We start from the raw sequence: 20,164 nt of genomic DNA on the forward strand, positions 1-20,164 counted from the left end.
CATAGGGTTTATTCAGATTAAAGTATTTTTTGTGAGAATATTTTAATCTGGAATAACCAGACGTTCATTAAAAATTTGGGTAAATGAAGAGGTAACACAAGCGTCTTGTATTGTGTAAAGCATATAATTTTGAGGTAATTGAGATTATATGGTCAAGAAGAGAAGCGCAAACGGTGGATGCCTTGGCAGTAAGAGGCGAAGAAGGACGTGGAATCCTGCGAAAAGCTTTGGTGAGCTGGAAACGAGCGTATAACCAGAGATGTCCGAATGGGGGAACCCGGCCATGAGCAGTCATGGTCATCTACTACTGAATACATAGGTAGTAGAGGCGAACTCGGGGAACTGAAACATCTAAGTACCCGAAGGAAAAGAAATCAAAAGAGATTCTCCAAGTAGCGGCGAGCGAACGGGGAGGAGCCTGGTGTGATTTATAGTGCAATGAAGTAGAACAATTTGGGAAGGTTGGCCATAGAGGGTGAAAGCCCCGTATATATAGGTTGCATTAAGAACTAAGCACGCGAACAAGTAGGCCGGGACACGTGTAATCCTGGTTGAATATGGGTGGACCATCATCCAAGGCTAAATACTACTTACTGACCGATAGTGAACCAGTACCGTGAGGGAAAGGCGAAAAGAACCCCGGAGAGGGGAGTGAAATAGAACCTGAAACCGTTTGCGTACAAGCAGTGGGAGCACCCTTGAGGTGTGACTGCGTACCTTTTGTATAATGGGTCAGCGAGTTACTTTCAGTGGCGAGGTTAACTGAATAAGGAAGCCGTAGAGAAATCGAGTCTGAATAGGGCGCGAGTCGCTGTGAGTAGACCCGAAACCGGGCGATCTAGTCATGTGCAGGATGAAGGTTGGGTAACACCAACTGGAGGTCCGAACCGGGTAATGTTGAAAAATTATCGGATGACGTGTGACTAGGAGTGAAAGGCTAATCAAGCCCGGAGATAGCTGGTTCTCCCCGAAAGCTATTTAGGTAGCGCCTCGTGAATGATTACTGGGGGTAGAGCACTGTTTCGGCTAGGGGGCTGTCATGGCTTACCAAACCGATGCAAACTCCGAATACCGGCTAATTGAATCACGGGAGACACACGGCGGGTGCTAACGTCCGTCGTGAAGAGGGAAACAACCCAGACCGCCAGCTAAGGTCCCAAAGTACTAGTTAAGTGGGAAACGATGTGGGAAGGCATAGACAGCCAGGAGGTTGGCTTAGAAGCAGCCACCCTTTAAAGAAAGCGTAATAGCTCACTGGTCGAGTCGGCCTGCGCGGAAGATGTAACGGGGCTAAAACTAGTCACCGAAGCTGCGGATGTGCACTAAGTGCACGTGGTAGGGGAGCGTTCTGTAGGCTGATGAAGGTGGATTGAGAAGTCTGCTGGAGGTATCAGAAGTGCGAATGCTGACATGAGTAACGATAATGAGGGTGAAAAGCCCTCACGCCGGAAGTCCCAGGTTTCCTGCACGACGTTAATCGGAGCAGGGTGAGTCGGCCCCTAAGGCGAGGCTGAAGAGCGTAGTCGATGGGAACCAGGTTAATATTCCTGGACTTTTTATAAGTGGTGAAGTGGGGACGGAGAAGGCTAGATAAGCCAGGCGTTGGTTGTCCTGGTACGTGCATGTAGGGGGATGGTTTAGGCAAATCCGGACCATTGTTAACTCTGAGGTGCGACGTGGTGCTGACACTTCGGTGTACAGCGAAGTTATTGATGCCCGGCTCCCAGGAAAAGCTGCTAGCCATAACTTATAGAGAACCGTACCGCAAACCGACACAGGTGGACAGGTAGAGAATACTAAGGCGCTTGAGAGAACTCGGGTGAAGGAACTAGGCAAAATGGTACCGTAACTTCGGGAGAAGGTACGCCCTTTCTGGTGATGGGATTTACTTTCAGAGCTGGAGAGGGCCGCAGAGACCAGGTGGCTGCGACTGTTTATTAAAAACACAGCACTCTGCAAATTCGTAAGAAGACGTATAGGGTGTGACGCCTGCCCGGTGCCGGAAGGTTAATTGATGGGGTTATCTTCGGAGAAGCTCTTGATCGAAGCCCCGGTAAACGGCGGCCGTAACTATAACGGTCCTAAGGTAGCGAAATTCCTTGTCGGGTAAGTTCCGACCTGCACGAATGGCGTAACGATGGCCACACTGTCTCCACCCGAGACTCAGTGAAATTGAAATCGCTGTGAAGATGCAGTGTACCCGCGGCTAGACGGAAAGACCCCGTGAACCTTTACTATAGTTTTGCACTGGACTTTGATGATAACTGTGTAGGATAGGTGGGAGGCTATGAAGTGAGGACGCTAGTTCTCATGGAGCCATCCTTGAAATACCACCCTGTTGTTATTGAGGTTCTAACTTGGTCCCGTAATCCGGGATGAGGACAGTGTATGATGGGTAGTTTGACTGGGGCGGTCTCCTCCCAAAGAGTAACGGAGGAGCACAAAGGTACCCTCGGTACGGTCGGACATCGTACCAAGAGTGTAAAGGCATAAGGGTGCTTGACTGCGAGAGCGACGGCTCGAGCAGGAACGAAAGTTGGTCTTAGTGATCCGGTGGTTCTGAATGGAAGGGCCATCGCTCAACGGATAAAAGGTACTCCGGGGATAACAGGCTGATACCGCCCAAGAGTTCATATCGACGGCGGTGTTTGGCACCTCGATGTCGGCTCATCACATCCTGGGGCTGAAGCAGGTCCCAAGGGTATGGCTGTTCGCCATTTAAAGTGGTACGCGAGCTGGGTTTAGAACGTCGTGAGACAGTTCGGTCCCTATCTGCCGTGGGCGTAGGAAAATTGAGAGGAGCTGCTCCTAGTACGAGAGGACCGGAGTGGACGAACCTCTGGTGTACCGGTTGTGACGCCAGTCGCATCGCCGGGTAGCTAAGTTCGGACGGGATAACCGCTGAAAGCATCTAAGCGGGAAGCCTCCCTCAAGATGAGTTTTCCCATGAAGCCCGTTGAAGACTACGACGTTGATAGGCAAGGTGTGGAAGCGCAGTAATGTGTGCAGCTAACTTGTACTAATTGGCTGATTGTCTTGACCATATAATCTGAATTACTTCAGATTAACTGAATGTGAATACAAGAAAAGCCGGTTGGGCTAACGCCCAATCAGCAAAAAAAATGTGTACTCTTTATTTACCTAACGCATGATTCGGGTATAATGCGCCCATTAATCATGTGAAACCAGTTTTCCTGGCGACCATAGCGGTTTGGAACCACCTGACTCCATCTCGAACTCAGAAGTGAAACGAACCCGCGCCAATGATAGTGTGAGGCTTCCTCATGTGAAAGTAGGTCATCGCCAGGGTTTTATTTAAAGTGATCTTTAGAAAGTTAAATTTCACTGAAAAAACCCAGTTAAAATGGGAAAAAGCGAATATGCTGGCGTAGCTCAGTTGGTAGAGCAACTGACTTGTAATCAGTAGGTCCCGGGTTCGATTCCTGGTGCCAGCACCATCTTATTAGGTTGGCCGTTAACAAAATGTTGACATTCTATTCATCTTAAAAGACAATAACGTTCTTTTTGGAGGGGTTCCCGAGCGGTCAAAGGGATCAGACTGTAAATCTGACGGCTCTGCCTTCGAAGGTTCGAATCCTTCCCCCTCCACCAGTTAAAAAGAAAGGATAAAAGCGGGTGTAGTTCAATGGTAGAACTTCAGCCTTCCAAGCTGATAGCGTGGGTTCGATTCCCATCACCCGCTCCAAATTATATAAATTAGAAATATTTGCTTGTTCGTATGAATCAGCAAGCTAATATAAAGCCCACATAGCTCAGGCGGTAGAGCACTTCCTTGGTAAGGAAGAGGTCGTTGGTTCGAGTCCAGTTGTGGGCACCATAATGTCAATTAGCAATGGGGAGACTTTCCAATGGCGAAGGAAAAATTTGAACGTAAGAAGCCACACGTAAACGTGGGCACAATTGGTCACGTAGACCACGGTAAGACGACATTGACAGCGGCGATTACCACAATTATGGCTAAGAAGTATGGCGGAACAGCAAAGGCATATGACCAAATTGATGCTGCGCCAGAAGAGCGTGAACGCGGGATTACTATTTCTACAGCACACGTAGAATATGAATCAGCAAACCGCCACTATGCACACGTGGATTGCCCAGGACATGCTGACTACGTTAAGAATATGATTACTGGAGCGGCACAAATGGACGGAGCGATACTGGTAGTATCCGCTGCAGATGGTCCTATGCCGCAAACCAGAGAGCACATTCTGTTATCACGCCAAGTAGGTGTACCTTATATTGTTGTGTTCATGAACAAAGCAGATATGGTTGACGATCCAGAGTTGTTAGAATTGGTTGAGATGGAAGTACGTGATTTGCTAAGCAGTTACGATTTCCCTGGCGATGATATTCCAATTGTTGTTGGTTCTGCATTGAAAGCATTGGAAGGTGATACGAGCGAGATTGGTGTTGCAGCGATTGAGAAATTGGTTGAGACCATGGACTCTTACATCCCTGAGCCAGTACGAAACATCGATAAAGCATTCTTGTTGCCAATTGAAGACGTATTCTCTATTTCTGGACGCGGAACAGTAGTAACTGGTCGTGTAGAAAGTGGAATAGTCAAAGTGGGTGAAGAGATTGAGATTGTTGGTATCCGAGACACTCAAAAAACCACTTGTACCGGCGTTGAAATGTTCCGTAAGTTGTTGGACGAAGGACGCGCTGGAGATAACGTGGGCGTATTGTTACGCGGAACGAAACGCGACGAAGTTGAGCGTGGCCAGGTATTAGCTAAGCCAGGAACAATTAAGCCGCATACAAAATTTGAAGCGGAAGTATACGTATTATCAAAAGAAGAAGGCGGACGTCATACACCATTCTTTAATGGATACAGACCCCAATTTTATTTCAGAACGACAGACGTAACAGGCACCTGTGATCTGCCCTCTGGAGTAGAAATGGTAATGCCTGGTGATAACGTACAATTAACCATTAATCTGCATGCTCCTATTGCGATGGATGAAGGTTTACGTTTCGCAATTCGGGAAGGTGGCCGTACAGTTGGCGCCGGTGTTGTTGCGAAAATTATCGAGTAGTAAAGTTAAATTTTGTTGGCATGAATATCATTCATTCATGCCAATTAATTTAGGCCAGTAGCTCAATTGGCAGAGTGGCGGTCTCCAAAACCGCAGGTTGGGGGTTCGATTCCCTCCTGGCCTGCCAACTTACAAGTGAATATGAAAAGTTCGAACGAAAATCAAAGTAATACTAAAGATGTATTATCATGGACGTCTGTAGTTCTTATTACTGCAGCAGCATTTTTTTGCACCTATTACTATACTTTTTCAGGTCCCATTCAGTCCATAGTATGGCTTGTTTGGTTGTTATTGTCTTTATTCTTTGCCTACATGACATCTGCGGGCAAACAAGTATTTAAATTTGCTCAAGAATCAAAAGTTGAATTGTTAAAAGTTGTTTGGCCTACTCGCCAAGAAACGATACAAACAACAACCATTGTTATCGTCATGGTTGCAGTAACCGGATTTATACTCTGGGGAGTTGATTCAGTAATGATGTGGGCAATTGCTAAAATAACGCATTTAGGGTGAATTCGGTGGAAGAACACAAATCGAAACAATGGTACGTCGTACATGCCTATTCAGGTTATGAAAATTTCGTTATGCGTGAAATAAAATCTCGTGCACAGCACCACAATTTGGAAGATAAAATTGGTGAGGTTGTGGTTCCCTCAGAAGAAGTGGTTGAAATGCGTTCGGGTCAAAAGCGCAAAAGCACACGTAAGTTTTTCCCCGGCTATGTTTTAGTAAACATGGTTATGGATGATCAAACTTGGCATATGATAAGAGCGATACCTAGAGTTCTGGGTTTTATTGGTGGGACTAGCCAGACTCCTACGCCTATTACTGATAAAGAAGCCCGTGCGATTATGCAACGTGTTGAAGATGGTGTTACTAAACCAAGACCCAAAATTCTCTTTGAACCCGGTGAAGTCGTGCGCGTCAAAGAAGGTCCATTTGTTGACTTTAACGGAGTAGTTGAAGAAGTCAATTATGAGAAAAATAGATTAAGAGTAGCAGTGCTGATTTTTGGACGCTCTACTCCAGTAGAACTTGAATTTAGTCAAGTAGAGAAAACTTAGTTCGCTAAGGTGCCCTGATAAGTCTTTTTAAACTTAATAAGAATTATACAGGGCTATTTTGTGTAAAAGGGGAGCTGAAGTTAATAGAGTAAAGGCAACTTTTCTTTAGGTACTCGGCGTATGACCCATAAGGAGTAAACATGGCAAAAAAAGTAGAAGCATATATTAAATTGCAAATTCCAGCTGGTAAAGCAAACCCAAGTCCACCAGTAGGCCCAGCTTTAGGTCAACGTGGTGTTAACATTATGGAATTTTGTAAGGCATTTAACGCCGCCACCCAACAAATGGAGCAAGGATTACCTACTCCAGTTGTAATCACTGTATACAGTGATCGTAGCTTTACCTTTATTACTAAAACGCCACCAGCCTCAGTTCTTCTGAAGAAAGCTGCCGGTATTCAAAGTGGAAGTGGTACACCTAATACTAAAAAGGTGGCAAAACTTAACGTCAAGCAGCTTGAAGAAATTGCGAAGATAAAGGAACCTGATTTAACTGCAGCAAGCTTAGCAGCAGCAGTAAGAAGTATCGCAGGTACTGCGCGCAGTATGGGTATTGACGTTGAAGGTTTAGAATAAGGGGGTTGCCATGGCTAGAGTATCTAAGAAACAAAAAAAGATTTTAGAGACAATTAAACAAAATCATTTATACAGTGCTAGTGAAGCAATTAACCTTTTAAAACAATTTGCTTCAACTAAATTTCGTGAAAGTTTAGATATTAGCGTTAACCTTGGTGTTGATCCTCGTAAATCTGATCAAGTAGTACGTTCTTCAACTAACTTGCCTAAAGGTACTGGAAAAGTTGTACGTGTCGCTGTATTTGCCCAAGGCGAAAATGCTACTAAAGCTAAAGATGCTGGTGCTGATATTGTTGGCTTTGAAGATTTGGCAGATAAAATCAAAGGTGGTGCGATGGACTTTGATGTGGTTATTGCCACGCCAGATGCAATGCGTATCGTCGGTCAATTAGGCCAAGTTTTAGGTCCAAGAGGCTTAATGCCAAACCCAAAAGTGGGTACCGTAACTACAAACGTTGAAGCGGCTGTTAAAGATGCAAAATCAGGCCAAGTACGTTACAGAACAGATAAGAATGGTATTATTCACTGTACAGTTGGTAAAGTAGATTTTACCGCGGAAGACATCATTGAAAATATCGTTGCTTTGATTAATGACCTAAAAAAAGCCAAGCCGACTTCGTCAAAAGGTCAATATTTAAAGAAAATATCTTTATCTACAACAATGGGACCCGGTATAGCTATTGATATTTCATCAATACCTGTGTAATATAATCACCCATTTTTTAGGAATTCACGGCATAGATTTGGTTCCATGCCGTCGAAGACCGCAGGTGCTAACGCTTAATTTCCTGCGCAGACGGTGAACCGGCTCCAATTTAATATAAAGAGACGGCCACCATAACTGGCAAATCCTTGTGATTTGTATACTTTAGGAGGTCAGTAACGTGACATTAAATTTAGCTGAAAAAAAAGCTGTTGTTGAAGAAGTGACTGCGGTCGCCTCAAAGGCTATTTCGGCAGTAGTTGCTGATTATCGTGGTTTAACCGTTAATCAAATGACGCATTTACGTAGTGAAGCACGCAAATCAGGTGTTTATCTTCGAGTTGTAAGAAATACTTTAACAAGAAGAGCTTTTAAAGACACTGAGTTTGAATGCTTGAACGACTTGCTTGTTGGCCCGTTGTTCATCGCATTGTCATTGGAAGCACCAAGTGATGCTGCAAGACTGCTTAAAGAATTCACTAAGACATTTGAAAAACTTGAGATCAAAGCATTATCAGTTGGCGGAAAAGTATATAAGGCAGATCAAATTGATGCTGTTGCTAGCTTGCCGACTCGTGATGAAGCGATTGCCAAGTTGATGTATGTGATGAAAGCGCCAGTTGAGAAATTTGTCAGAACTCTTGCTGAGCCTCATGCTAAATTAGTAAGAACCTTAGCAGCAGTAAAAGATAAAAAAGCAGGTTAAATCATTTAATCATTAAATTAATTTTAAATCAGGAGCTAGTAATGGCTGTGTCAAAAAATGATATTTTAGAAACCATAGCAAATATGTCTGTTATGGAAGTTGTTGAATTAATCGAAGCTATGGAAGAGAAATTTAACGTTTCTGCTGCCGCTGCTGCTGTTGCTGTTGCTGCTCCAGCTGCTGGTGGTGCTGCTGCCGCTGCTGAAGAACAAACTGAGTTTACAGTTGTTATGACCAGCTTTGGCGCAAATAAAGTAAACGTTATTAAAGCAGTCCGTGGTATTACTGGTCTTGGCTTGAAAGAAGCTAAAGATTTAGTAGAAGGTGCTCCTTCAACAATTAAAGAAGGTGTATCTAAAGATGAAGCTGCTAACATCAAGAAAGAACTTGAAGAAGCTGGTGCTTCAGTAGAAGTTAAATAATAAAGTTATATCAGTGAGATAGGACCCAGCCATGGTTTCATGGCTGGGTTTACGTGTTTGAAGTCATCAATAATTTACAGAGGAAACACCATGGCCGTTGCAGAAGCTAAACCTCAATATTCGCATGCTGAGAAAAAACGATTTCGCAAAAGCTTTGGTACGCAGGCCGATAAAATGGCAATACCAAATCTGCTTGAAATTCAATTAAAATCATATCGAGATTTTCTTCAGGCTGATAGCAAGTCAAATGAACACTTTAATACAGGATTGCATGCTGCATTTTCTTCTGTATTCCCCATCGAAAGCTTTTCTGGCAATGCACGATTAGAATATGTTGGTTACAAATTGGGTGAACCAGCATTCGATGTTCGTGAATGCAAACTAAGAGGCTTAACTTATTCTGCGCCATTAAGAGTTAAAATAAGACTTGTTGTTCTTGATAAAGATGCAAGTGAAGATCCTAAGCCAATCAAAGATATTAGAGAACAAGATGTTTTTATGGGTGAGATCCCTTTAATGACTGACGTGGGTACGTTTGTTGTAAACGGTACCGAGAGAGTCGTTGTTTCTCAATTACATCGTTCTCCAGGTGTTATATTTGAACATGACAAAGGCAAAACTCATTCATCTGGTAAGTTATTATATTCTGCACGCATTATACCCTACCGTGGTTCCTGGTTAGATTTTGAATTCGATCCAAAAGATTGTGTTTACGTTCGAATTGATAGAAGACGTAAACTTCCTGTCAGTATCCTTTTAAGAGCTTTAGGATATGAAACAGAAGATATTCTCAATGAATTTTTTGAAATGACAAGCTGCCATCTGAAAAATGGCGAATATCATATTGATCTGATACCTCAAAGATTACGAGGTGAAATTGCTTCATTTGATATCCATGTTCCTGGAACTGGAGAACTAATTGTAGAACAAGGCAGAAGGATCACCGCGCGCCATATCAAACAAATGGAAAAAGCGCAGATGAAAGATCTGATCGTTCCGCGTGACTATTTGATAGGAAAAACTCTAGCTAAAAATATAATCGATACTTCTACCGGAGAGTTTATTGCTCAGGCAAATGATGAAGTAACTGATGAGCTACTTGATGTAATGGCTTCTAATGGAATCCATGAATTTGACATGATTTATACAAATGACTTGGATCATGGTTCATATATATCTGATACATTGAAAATCGATCCAACTTCAAGTCAGTTGGAGGCGCTTGTTGAAATTTATCGCATGATGCGTCCTGGCGAACCACCAACTAAAGAGGCTGCTGAAGCTTTGTTTAAAAACTTATTTTTTGTTGATGAACGTTATGATTTATCCGCCGTTGGTAGGATGAAGTTTAATCGACGCGTCGGAAGAAAAAATGATGATGGCCCAGGTACTTTGACTAAAGAAGATATAATGGCTGTGATCAAGACGTTGATCGACATTAGAAATGGTATTGGTATGGTTGATGATATTGACCACCTTGGTAACCGAAGGGTACGAAGTGTTGGTGAAATGACTGAAAACCAATTCAGAGTTGGTCTTGTACGCGTTGAGCGAGCTGTTAAGGAGCGCTTGAGCTTAGTTGAATCAGAAAATCTTATGCCGCAAGATTTAATTAATGCTAAGCCTGTTTCAGCTGCAATTAAAGAGTTCTTTGGTTCAAGTCAGTTATCACAATTTATGGATCAGGTTAACCCCTTATCTGGTGTTACCCATAAGCGAAGAGTTTCGGCATTAGGCCCAGGTGGTTTAACACGTGAACGTGCAGGCTTTGAGGTGCGTGACGTACATACCACACACTATGGTCGAGTATGTCCTATTGAAACACCCGAAGGTCCGAACATTGGTTTGATTAATTCATTGTCTGTTTATGCCAGAACCAATGATTATGGATTTATTGAAACTCCTTGTCGTAAAGTGGTGAATGGTCGTGTGACTGATGAGATTGAATATCTCTCAGCTATCGAAGAAGTGGACCAGTATATCGCACAATCAAGTGTGGCTCTTGATAAAGATGGAAACATCCTAGCAGATTTAGTTCCATGTAGACATCAAAATGAGTTCTCGTTAACTACACCTGACAATATTAACTACATGGATATTTCTCCAAAGCAAATCGTTTCTGTAGCTGCATCGCTCATTCCATTCTTAGAACATGATGATGCGAACCGTGCTTTGATGGGATCAAACATGCAGCGACAAGCAGTACCTACCTTGCGTTCTGAAAAACCCTTAGTAGGCACAGGAATGGAACGAATAGTTGCGTCAGATTCTGGTGTATCTGTAGTGGCAAAGCGTGGTGGAGTCATTGATCTTGTTGACGCATCGCGTATTGTGGTTCGCGTGAATGATGATGAGACTACAGCTGGTGAAACTGGTGTTGATATTTACAATCTTACCAAATACTTCCGTTCCAACCAGGATACATGTATTAACCAGCGTCCAATCGTTAATACGGGTGATATCATACAAAGAGGAGACATCTTAGCTGATGGCCCTTGTACTGATATGGGTGAGCTTGCATTAGGTCAGAATTTGCTGGTCGCGTTTATGCCTTGGAATGGTTATAACTTCGAGGACTCTATCCTCATATCTGAGCGCATTGTACAAGATGATCGTTTCACCACAATCCACATAGAAGAACTAACATGTATTGCTCGTGATACCAAATTAGGTACTGAAGAAATCACCGCAGACATACCAAATGTTGGCGAGTCAGCACTTTCAAATCTTGATGAGTCTGGAGTGGTATTTATTGGTGCGGAAGTTAAAGCCGGTGATATTTTAGTCGGTAAAGTGACACCTAAAGGTGAAACCCAACTGACTCCAGAAGAGAAATTGCTTCGTGCAATTTTCGGTGAAAAAGCTTCTGATGTGAAGGACTCTTCGCTTCGTGTTCCATCTGGAATGAACGGTACTGTAATTGATGTACAAGTATTTACACGTGATGGTCTAGAGAAAGATGCTCGTGCAAAAAGTATTGAAGAAGAACATCTAGCACGAGTCCGTAAAGACCTCGTTGACGAGCGTCGTATCCGTGAAGAAGATATCTATCATCGTGTAGCCAACATAATTCTTGATAAAGTGGCAACAGGTGGTCCAGGAAATCTCAAACCAGGTTCCAAAATAAACCAGGAATACTTGGATAAAATAGACAGAGATAAATGGTTTGATATTCGTCTTGAAAATGATGTGATTAGCCAACAGTTAGAACAACTTTCAAAACAATTGGAAATGTTGTCTAAAGAAATGGAAAAACGCTTTAACGACAGCCGTAAGAAAATAATCCAGGGAGACGATCTAGCTCCTGGTGTTTTAAAAATTGTTAAAGTATATCTTGCTGTGAAGAGAAGAATCCAACCAGGCGACAAGATGGCTGGTCGACATGGAAACAAGGGGGTTATCTCTATTGTAGTTCCTGTTGAAGATATGCCTCATATGGAAGATGGTACAGCAGTAGATATCGTTTTAAATCCATTGGGCGTACCGTCTCGTATGAACATTGGACAGGTTCTCGAAACACATCTTGGTTTAGCTGCTAAAGGGCTAGGTAATAAAATTGCCCAAATGCTCGATTCAAAACAAAATGCAAACGAAATCAGATCCTTCTTGGCTAAAATATACAACCATGATGGTGTCCAAAGAGTGCATCTAGATTCTTTGAATGACGAGGAGATGCTTCGATTGGCAGATAATCTGCGTGCAGGTGTACCGATGGCAACACCTGTGTTTGATGGTGCTTCCGAAGAAGAGATAAAAAGTATGCTGCAGTTGGCGGACTTATCTTCTGATGGTAAAACCTTTTTGATCGATGGTAGAACAGGAAACAGATTTGATAACCCAGTTACTGTAGGTTACATGTACATGTTGAAACTCAACCATTTAGTTGATGATAAGATGCATGCTCGCTCGACTGGTTCATACAGCCTAGTAACACAACAACCGCTAGGTGGTAAAGCACAGTTTGGGGGGCAACGCTTTGGGGAGATGGAGGTATGGGCTCTCGAGGCGTATGGCGCAGCTTATACATTACAGGAAATGTTGACTGTGAAATCAGATGACGTTGGAGGTAGAACAAAGATCTACAAAAATATTGTCGATGGCGATCATCGTATGGACCCAGGAATGCCTGAATCTTTCAACGTATTATTGAAAGAAATCCGTGCTTTGGGAATAGATATCGAACTCGACCACGATTAATTTTCAGCGTTAAATACTGATTAACAAATTTTTGGAGGCATAGACTTGAGTACTCTAAACGACGATCCAATGAATGAACCAATGAGAAAGGCTCCTGTGATGAGCGATTTGCTTGGGATCCTTAAACAACAAGGACAAAGCGAAGAATTTGATGCAATAAAAATTGCGTTGGCTTCCCCTGAATTAATTCGCTCTTGGTCATATGGTGAAGTAAAAAAACCAGAAACGATAAATTACCGTACATTTAAGCCGGAACGAGATGGTTTATTCTGCGCTAAAACTTTTGGTCCAGTAAAAGATTACGAGTGCTTATGTGGTAAGTACAAACGACTCAAACATCGAGGCGTTATTTGTGAAAAATGTGGTGTCGAGCTTGCATTGGCTAAAGTACGCCGCGAACGCATGGGACATATTGAACTTGCAAGTCCAGTTGCGCACATCTGGTTCTTGAAGTCATTACCTTCCAGAATTGGTTTATTACTGGATATGACCTTAAGAGACATTGAACGTGTTCTCTATTTTGAAGCGTTTGTTGTCGTTGACCCAGGAATGACTGAGCTTGAGCGTGGCCAATTGCTCAATGATGAAGTATACCTTGATGCAATGGAACAATACGGTGATGAATTTGATGCGCGTATGGGTGCAGAAGCAATTCGTGATTTATTACGCCAAGTTGATCTGGAAGAAGAGATCAAGAACTTACGCGAAGAATTACCGACTACAAGTTCAGAAACAAAGATTAAGAAAATCACTAAAAGATTAAAACTTCTTGAAGCATTTTACGATTCTGGTAATAAACCAGAGTGGATGATTATGGATGTATTGCCAGTTCTACCACCTGATTTAAGACCACTGGTTCCATTAGATGGTGGCCGTTTTGCTACCTCTGATCTTAACGACTTGTACCGTCGAGTTATCAACCGAAACAATCGTTTAAAACGACTTCTCGATCTGAATGCGCCTGATATTATCGTGCGTAATGAAAAGAGAATGTTACAAGAATCGGTTGATGCGTTATTGGATAACGGACGTCGTGGTCGTGCGATTACTGGCACAAACAAAAGACCGCTTAAATCCTTAGCCGACATGATTAAAGGAAAGCAAGGCCGTTTCCGTCAAAATCTGTTGGGTAAACGAGTTGACTATTCAGGTCGTTCTGTAATTGTGGTCGGGCCAACTTTAAAACTGCATCAGTGCGGTCTTCCAAAGAAAATGGCACTTGAGCTGTTCAAACCATTTATATTCAGTAAACTCGAATTCAGGGGTTTAGCTACGACAATTAAAGCGGCCAAGAAAATGGTTGAGCGAGAAGAGTCAGTTGTTTGGGATATTCTAGATGATGTAATTCGTGAGCATCCTATTCTGTTAAACCGTGCTCCTACATTGCACCGATTAGGTATTCAAGCTTTTGAGCCAGTATTAATCGAAGGCAAGGCGATTCAGCTTCATCCTCTGGTTTGTACCGCTTACAATGCTGACTTTGACGGTGACCAAATGGCGGTGCACGTGCCATTGACTCTAGAAGCGCAGTTAGAAGCTCGCTCCTTAATGATGTCGACCAACAATATTTTGTCACCTGCGAGCGGTGAGCCAATCATCGTTCCTAGCCAGGACGTTGTACTCGGTTTGTACTATTTAACTCGTGAAAAGGTGAATGCGTTAGGTGAAGGTAAAATTTTTGTTAGTGCTCAAGAAGCACAAAACTTTTATGAATCAGGTCATCTAGATATTCATGCGAAAATTAAAATTCGTATGCCTAAAGAAGGTGAGCCTGGCCATCATTTAGTTGAAACCACAGTGGGTCGTGCAATTCTTGCTGAAGTCCTACCCAAAGGGATGACTTTTGCGACGATTAACCGAACGATGACCAAGAAAGTCATCTCTAAAGTTATTGACAGTTGCTACCGAAACTTTGGCTTGAAAGAAACAGTTATTTTTGCTGATAAATTGATGTATACCGGTTTCAAATATGCAACACGTTCTGGTGTATCAATCGGTATTGAAGATATGGAAATACCGGATGATAAAGCCAGCATTATTGAACATGCCGATAACGAAGTTCGCGAAATTGAATCTCAATTCCGTTCAGGCTTGGTAACTAATGGCGAACGTTATAACAAAGTAATTGATATTTGGTCGAGAACTAATGAACTCGTTGCTAAATCCATGATGACTAAAATAGCAACCGAAGAAGCTGTTGATGCTCAAGGTAATCGAGTAAGACAAGAGTCCTTTAACCCAATCTTTATGATGGCTGACTCAGGTGCTAGGGGTTCTGCAGCACAAATTAGACAGCTTGCTGGTATGCGGGGATTGATGGCTGCACCAGACGGCTCAATTATTGAAACACCAATTACTGCAAACTTCCGCGAGGGTTTGAACGTATTTCAATACTTTATTTCCACTCACGGTGCTCGTAAAGGTTTGGCCGATACAGCGTTAAAAACTGCTAACTCAGGTTACTTAACACGACGCTTAGTTGATGTGGCTCAGGACGTGGTGATCACTGAAGACGATTGTGGTGTTGACACAGGTATTTTAATGCAGCCACTGATTGAAGGTGGTGATATCGTTGAGCCGCTACATGAGCGTGTATTAGGACGCGTAGTTGCTGCTGATGTTTATATTCCTAATCAGAGTGAGCCCGTTGTAACAGCGGGAACTCTATTGGATGAAGAGTGGGTTGAAAAGCTTGAAAAGCAAGGTGTCGATCAAATCATGGTCCGTTCACCGATTACCTGCCAAACTCGCTTTGGACTTTGTGCGAAGTGCTATGGCCGTGATTTAGCAAGAGGTCATCTCGTTAATACCGGTGAAGCCGTAGGTATTATCGCAGCACAATCAATTGGTGAGCCGGGTACACAGCTTACAATGCGTACTTTCCATATTGGAGGAGCTGCATCTAGAGCAACAGCGGCGAATAATATCCAGATTAAAACGAAAGGGGTTATTCGTTTACACAACATTAAGACAGTAACTCATGAAAACAAAAATCTAGTCGCGGTATCCCGTTCTGGTGAAGTAACTATTGTGGATGAATTCGGACGTGAGCGAGAGCGTTATAAGTTACCTTACGGTGCTGTAATTTCAGTTCACGATAATTCATCTGTAGAAGCTGGACAAGTGATCGCAACTTGGGATCCACATACTCACCCAGTTATTTCCGAGGTAACTGGATATCTGAAATTTGTCGACTTAATTGATGGTATTACCATGAATCGACAAACTGATGAATTAACTGGCTTAAGTAATATTGTTGTTATCGATGCAAAACAACGTAGTGCCGCAGGCCGTGATTTACGTCCAATGGTAAAACTTGTTGCAGAAAATGGCGAAGATATTTATCTTGCCGGAACTAATGTTCCTGCTCAATACTACCTGCCTGTAGATGCGATCGTTAATTTTGAGGATGGCGGTCACGTGGGTATTGGGGATGTTATCGCCCGTATTCCACAAGAGCGCTCTAAAACACGCGATATTACAGGGGGTCTACCAAGGGTAGCTGACTTATTTGAAGCACGTAAACCTAAAGATTCAGCGGTTATGGCTGAGGTTTCAGGAATGGTTAGCTTTGGTAAAGAAACAAAAGGTAAGAGAAGATTAATTATCAATGTTTCTGAAGATCAATGTCATGAAGAATTGATACCCAAGTGGAGACATATTTCTGTCTTCGAAGGGGAGCATGTTGAGCGCGGTGAAATTATCGCAGAAGGTGCACTCAATCCTCATGATATTTTACGCTTACTCGGTGTTGGTGCTTTAGCCAATTACATCGTCAATGAGGTACAGGACGTATATCGTTTACAAGGTGTAAAAATTAACGATAAGCATATCGAGGTAATCGTACGACAAATGCTTCGTAAGCGTGTAATTACTTTTGCTGGAGATTCAAAATTCTTGGCAGGAGAGCAGGTAGAAGAAAGCGTCTTGTTGCAAGAAAATGACAAGCTTATTGCTGAAGATAAACAACCAGCTCGCGGTACTCCTATATTATTGGGTATCACAAAGGCTTCCTTAGCAACTGAGTCATTTATTTCTGCGGCATCGTTCCAGGAAACAACAAGAGTTCTAACTGAAGCTGCAGTAAGCGGCAAAGTTGATGATTTACGAGGATTAAAAGAAAACGTGATGGTTGGCCGCTTGATTCCCGCAGGAACAGGCTATGCATACCATCAAGGCCGTAAGGCAAAAAGAGCTAAGGCTGCAGCCGGTGAGCACCCAGTGCATACCGTTACTGCAAGTGATGTTGAACATGCGTTAAGTGAAGCATTAAACGCAGACAATCAAGAACACTAGTTCGGATTCGAAATTCGGCAGATTAAACTTGACAAATCTGCCGTGGCTATATAGAATCCGGCCTCCTTATGCATTCGAAATAATCAAAAGAGACAGATCGGAGTTAAGTATAAATGGCTACTATTAATCAGTTAGTAAGAAAGCCTCGTGTGGACGTAAAGAAGAAAAGTAACGTACCTGCACTAGAGTCATGTCCACAGCGACGCGGTGTGTGCACACGCGTTTACACTACTACACCAAAAAAACCTAACTCAGCTATGCGTAAGGTTGCTCGTGTACGTTTGACGAATGGATTTGAAGTTTCATCATATATCGGTGGTGAAGGCCATAACCTTCAAGAACACTCTGTGGTTCTTATTAGAGGTGGTCGTGTTAAAGACTTGCCTGGTGTGCGTTACCACACAGTAAGAGGAAGCTTGGATACTTCAGGTGTTAACGATCGTAAACAAGGTCGTTCTAAATACGGTACCAAGAAGCCAAAAGATAAAAAATAACTGATTGTAGGAAATCGAAATGCCTAGAAGAAGAGAAGTCCCCAAAAGAGAAATTTTGCCAGATCCTAAACATCATAGTGAGCTATTAGCAAAATTCATTAACGTATTAATGGTCAGTGGTAAAAAATCTACCGCTGAAAAAATAATTTACGGTGCTTTATCTGTTATGGAAGAGCGCGTAAAGAAACTTAAAAAAGCAGATGAAGAAGAAGGTGAATCAGGTTCAACAAGTGGTTCAGCAACAGTTCTTCGCTACTTTGAAAATGCATTAGACAATGTTCGCCCTAGCGTTGAAGTACGTTCACGTCGTGTTGGTGGTGCTACATATCAGGTTCCAGTCGAAGTTAGAACTGATAGAAGTATTGCACTAGGTATGCGCTGGATTGTTCAAGCGGCTCGTACTCGTGGTGAAAAAGGAATGATGTTACGCTTAGCTGGAGAACTGATGGATGCCTACGAAAGTAAAGGTTCCGCAGTGAAGAAGCGCGAAGATACACATAAAATGGCAAAAGCCAACCAGGCGTTTGCGCATTTTAGATGGAATTAAGAGAGAGGTAATCCGTGTCTACTCCATTAAAGTTGTATAGAAACATAGGCATTGCTGCGCATGTCGATGCTGGAAAAACTACAACGACAGAGCGCGTACTGTACTATACTGGTATGTCTCATAAAATTGGTGAAGTGCATGACGGTGCTGCAACAATGGACTGGATGGTCCAGGAGCAGGAGCGCGGTATTACCATTACTTCAGCAGCAACAACATGTTACTGGCCAGGCATGGACAAGCAGTTCGAGCCTCACCGTATCAATATTATTGATACTCCAGGACATGTGGACTTTATGATTGAAGTAGAGCGTTCACTACGCGTACTTGATGGTGCTGTTGTTGTGTTCGATTCAGTATCTGGCGTAGAGCCACAATCTGAAACAGTTTGGCGTCAAGCTAATAAATATGGCGTGCCACGTATCGTCTTTGTCAATAAGATGGATAGAATGGGAGCTAATTTCCTGCGAGTGGTGAGCCAAATTAAACAAAGGCTAGGTTCTAATCCTGTTGTTGTTCAACTACCTATTGGTGCTGAAGAAGAGTTTAAAGGGGTTATTGACCTCATTAAGATGAAAGCAATTCATTGGGATGAAGAAAATAAAGGGATGACCTTCCAATATAAAGAGGTTCCTGAGGATCTTAAAGAGCAATGCGAAGAATATCGTGCCCTACTTGTTGAGGCCGCTGCCGAAGCAACAGAAGAACTTATGGAAAAATATCTTGAAGGTGAAGAACTTACCGAAGCAGAAATTAAGACAGCACTTCGTCAATTGACAATTAGCAACCAAATTGTCCCTGTATTCTGCGGTTCAGCCTTTAAAAATAAAGGGGTTCAAGCAGTATTGGATGGTGTCATTGAGTATTTGCCTTCCCCAACTGATATTCCTGATGTGCAAGGAGTGGATGAGGACGGTAATCCAGCCTCACGCAAGACAAGTTATGATGCACCGTTCTCAGCTTTGGCGTTTAAAATTGCAACGGATCCATTTGTTGGAACACTAACTTATTTTAGAACTTATTCTGGTGTTTTAAAAAGCGGTGATACGGTTTACAACTCGGTGAAAGCAAAAAGAGAGCGTATTGGACGTTTATTACAAATGCATGCCAATTCCCGCGAAGAAATTAAAGAAGTAAGAGCGGGTGATATTGCTGCTGCGGTTGGACTCAAAACAGTAATGACTGGTGATACTTTATGTGATACAGAAAGTGTTGTTATCTTAGAAAGAATGGACTTTCCAGATCCAGTAATTGCAGTTGCGGTTGAGCCCAAAACAAAGGCGGACCAAGAAAAAATGGGTATTGCCCTTGGTAAGTTAGCCCAAGAAGACCCATCATTCAGAGTTCATACTGATGAAGAATCTGGACAAACCATTATTGAAGGAATGGGTGAGCTTCATCTGGAAATTATTGTTGACCGCATGAAACGTGAGTTTAATGTGGAAGCTAATGTTGGTAAGCCTCAAGTTGCCTATCGTGAAACACTAAAACAACCTGTGGAGCAAGAAGGCAAATTTGTAAGACAGTCAGGTGGACGTGGACAATACGGTCACGTTTGGTTGAAAATTGAACCTCAAGAGCCTGGAAAAGGTTACGAATTTATCAATGCAATCGTCGGTGGTGTTATTCCTAAAGAATACATCCCTGCAGTTGATAAAGGGGTTCAAGAACAGATGCAAAATGGTGTTATCGCTGGTTATCCTGTAGTGGATGTTAAAGTCACGTTGTTTGATGGCTCATTCCATGAAGTGGATTCTAGTGAGATGGCATTTAAAATCGCTGGTTCACAATGCTTCAAGCAAGGTGCATTAAAAGCTAAACCTGTATTACTTGAACCGATTATGAGTGTTGAAGTTGTTACCCCTGAAGATTATATGGGGGATGTTATGGGCGACCTTAACAGACGACGTGGTTTAGTTCAAGGAATGGAAGATTCCCCTGCAGGAAAAATTGTGAGGGCAGAAGTTCCATTGGCAGAGATGTTTGGTTATTCGACCGATTTACGTTCTGCGACTCAAGGAAGAGCTACATATACTATGGAATTTTCTAAGTACGCGGAAGCACCAACGAACATTGCTGAAGCAATTATTAAGAAACAATAAA

12 protein-coding genes, 5 tRNA genes and 2 rRNA genes are annotated in these 20,164 nt (G+C 42.7%); all 19 read left to right on the top strand.

Annotation, left to right across the window (positions count from 1 at the left end; all coding sequences use genetic code 11):
- Positions 1–150: 150 nt before the first annotated feature.
- The 19 genes from OQJ13_RS10845 (at position 151) to fusA (ending at position 20,163) form a co-directional block, all read left to right on the top strand.
- Positions 151–3,044 (top strand): 23S ribosomal RNA (locus tag OQJ13_RS10845).
- A 149-nt stretch (positions 3,045–3,193) separates the two neighbouring features.
- Positions 3,194–3,309, top strand: a 5S ribosomal RNA gene (rrf, locus tag OQJ13_RS10850).
- A gap of 73 nt (positions 3,310–3,382) precedes the next feature.
- Positions 3,383–3,458, top strand: a tRNA-Thr gene (locus OQJ13_RS10855).
- Between the two features lie 69 nt (positions 3,459–3,527).
- A tRNA-Tyr gene (locus tag OQJ13_RS10860) sits at positions 3,528–3,612 on the top strand.
- Between the two features lie 20 nt (positions 3,613–3,632).
- Positions 3,633–3,706 (top strand) — tRNA-Gly (locus OQJ13_RS10865).
- A 56-nt stretch (positions 3,707–3,762) separates the two neighbouring features.
- Positions 3,763–3,838 (top strand) — tRNA-Thr (locus tag OQJ13_RS10870).
- A 31-nt stretch (positions 3,839–3,869) separates the two neighbouring features.
- Positions 3,870–5,060 (top strand): elongation factor Tu, encoded by a 1,191-nt coding sequence (gene tuf, locus OQJ13_RS10875; protein ID WP_265710865.1) that lies wholly within the window; start codon positions 3,870–3,872, stop codon positions 5,058–5,060.
- Positions 5,061–5,111: 51 nt separating this feature from the next.
- Positions 5,112–5,187 (top strand) — tRNA-Trp (locus OQJ13_RS10880).
- Between the two features lie 14 nt (positions 5,188–5,201).
- On the top strand, positions 5,202–5,573 hold the full coding sequence (secE, locus tag OQJ13_RS10885) for a preprotein translocase subunit SecE (RefSeq protein ID WP_265710866.1): 372 nt from the start codon (positions 5,202–5,204) through the stop codon (positions 5,571–5,573).
- Positions 5,574–5,578: 5 nt separating this feature from the next.
- Positions 5,579–6,124 (top strand): transcription termination/antitermination protein NusG, encoded by a 546-nt coding sequence (gene nusG / locus OQJ13_RS10890; RefSeq protein ID WP_028381771.1) that lies wholly within the window; start codon positions 5,579–5,581, stop codon positions 6,122–6,124.
- Positions 6,125–6,264: 140 nt separating this feature from the next.
- Positions 6,265–6,699 (top strand): 50S ribosomal protein L11, encoded by a 435-nt coding sequence (gene rplK, locus OQJ13_RS10895; protein ID WP_010654844.1) that lies wholly within the window; start codon positions 6,265–6,267, stop codon positions 6,697–6,699.
- Between the two features lie 10 nt (positions 6,700–6,709).
- The gene (gene rplA / locus OQJ13_RS10900) at positions 6,710–7,405 is read left to right on the top strand and encodes a 50S ribosomal protein L1 (protein ID WP_265702116.1); all 696 of its coding nucleotides are present in this window, start codon (positions 6,710–6,712) and stop codon (positions 7,403–7,405) included.
- Between the two features lie 178 nt (positions 7,406–7,583).
- Positions 7,584–8,108, top strand: coding sequence for a 50S ribosomal protein L10 (rplJ, locus tag OQJ13_RS10905; RefSeq protein WP_028381773.1), 525 nt, complete (start codon positions 7,584–7,586; stop codon positions 8,106–8,108).
- A 41-nt stretch (positions 8,109–8,149) separates the two neighbouring features.
- A complete protein-coding gene (gene rplL, locus OQJ13_RS10910) occupies positions 8,150–8,530 on the top strand; it encodes a 50S ribosomal protein L7/L12 (RefSeq protein ID WP_028381774.1) in 381 nt (126 codons plus the stop codon).
- A 90-nt stretch (positions 8,531–8,620) separates the two neighbouring features.
- Positions 8,621–12,727 carry a DNA-directed RNA polymerase subunit beta gene (rpoB, locus tag OQJ13_RS10915; protein WP_265710867.1) on the top strand — a complete coding sequence of 1,369 codons (4,107 nt, stop codon included), beginning with the start codon at positions 8,621–8,623 and terminating at the stop codon, positions 12,725–12,727.
- A gap of 99 nt (positions 12,728–12,826) precedes the next feature.
- Positions 12,827–17,023 carry a DNA-directed RNA polymerase subunit beta' gene (rpoC, locus tag OQJ13_RS10920; RefSeq protein WP_265711929.1) on the top strand — a complete coding sequence of 1,399 codons (4,197 nt, stop codon included), beginning with the start codon at positions 12,827–12,829 and terminating at the stop codon, positions 17,021–17,023.
- 113 nt (positions 17,024–17,136) lie between these two features.
- Positions 17,137–17,517, top strand: a complete 381-nt coding sequence (gene rpsL, locus OQJ13_RS10925; protein WP_010654837.1) for a 30S ribosomal protein S12 — start codon at positions 17,137–17,139, stop codon at positions 17,515–17,517.
- 19 nt (positions 17,518–17,536) lie between these two features.
- Positions 17,537–18,064 (top strand): 30S ribosomal protein S7, encoded by a 528-nt coding sequence (gene rpsG / locus OQJ13_RS10930; RefSeq protein ID WP_265710868.1) that lies wholly within the window; start codon positions 17,537–17,539, stop codon positions 18,062–18,064.
- 14 nt (positions 18,065–18,078) lie between these two features.
- Positions 18,079–20,163: an elongation factor G gene (gene fusA, locus OQJ13_RS10935; protein ID WP_265710869.1), complete on the top strand. Its 2,085-nt coding sequence runs from the start codon at positions 18,079–18,081 to the stop codon at positions 20,161–20,163.
- Position 20,164: the final 1 nt, after the last annotated feature.

The sequence above is a fragment of the Legionella sp. PATHC035 genome, from assembly GCF_026191115.1.
Taxonomy (GTDB): domain Bacteria; phylum Pseudomonadota; class Gammaproteobacteria; order Legionellales; family Legionellaceae; genus Legionella.

Bases quoted from the DNA above. Each gene is read 5' to 3' on its own strand.
- rplK (WP_010654844.1), top strand. From the start codon at position 6,265: ATGGCAAAAAAAGTAGAAGCATATATTAAATTGCAAATTCCAGCTGGT.
- rpsG (WP_265710868.1), top strand. From the start codon at position 17,537: ATGCCTAGAAGAAGAGAAGTCCCCAAAAGAGAAATTTTGCCAGATCCT.
- secE (WP_265710866.1), top strand. From the start codon at position 5,202: ATGAAAAGTTCGAACGAAAATCAAAGTAATACTAAAGATGTATTATCA.
- rpsL (WP_010654837.1), top strand. From the start codon at position 17,137: ATGGCTACTATTAATCAGTTAGTAAGAAAGCCTCGTGTGGACGTAAAG.
- rplL (WP_028381774.1), top strand. From the start codon at position 8,150: ATGGCTGTGTCAAAAAATGATATTTTAGAAACCATAGCAAATATGTCT.
- tuf (WP_265710865.1), top strand. From the start codon at position 3,870: ATGGCGAAGGAAAAATTTGAACGTAAGAAGCCACACGTAAACGTGGGC.
- rpoB (WP_265710867.1), top strand. From the start codon at position 8,621: ATGGCCGTTGCAGAAGCTAAACCTCAATATTCGCATGCTGAGAAAAAA.
- rpoC (WP_265711929.1), top strand. From the start codon at position 12,827: ATGAGCGATTTGCTTGGGATCCTTAAACAACAAGGACAAAGCGAAGAA.
- rplA (WP_265702116.1), top strand. From the start codon at position 6,710: ATGGCTAGAGTATCTAAGAAACAAAAAAAGATTTTAGAGACAATTAAA.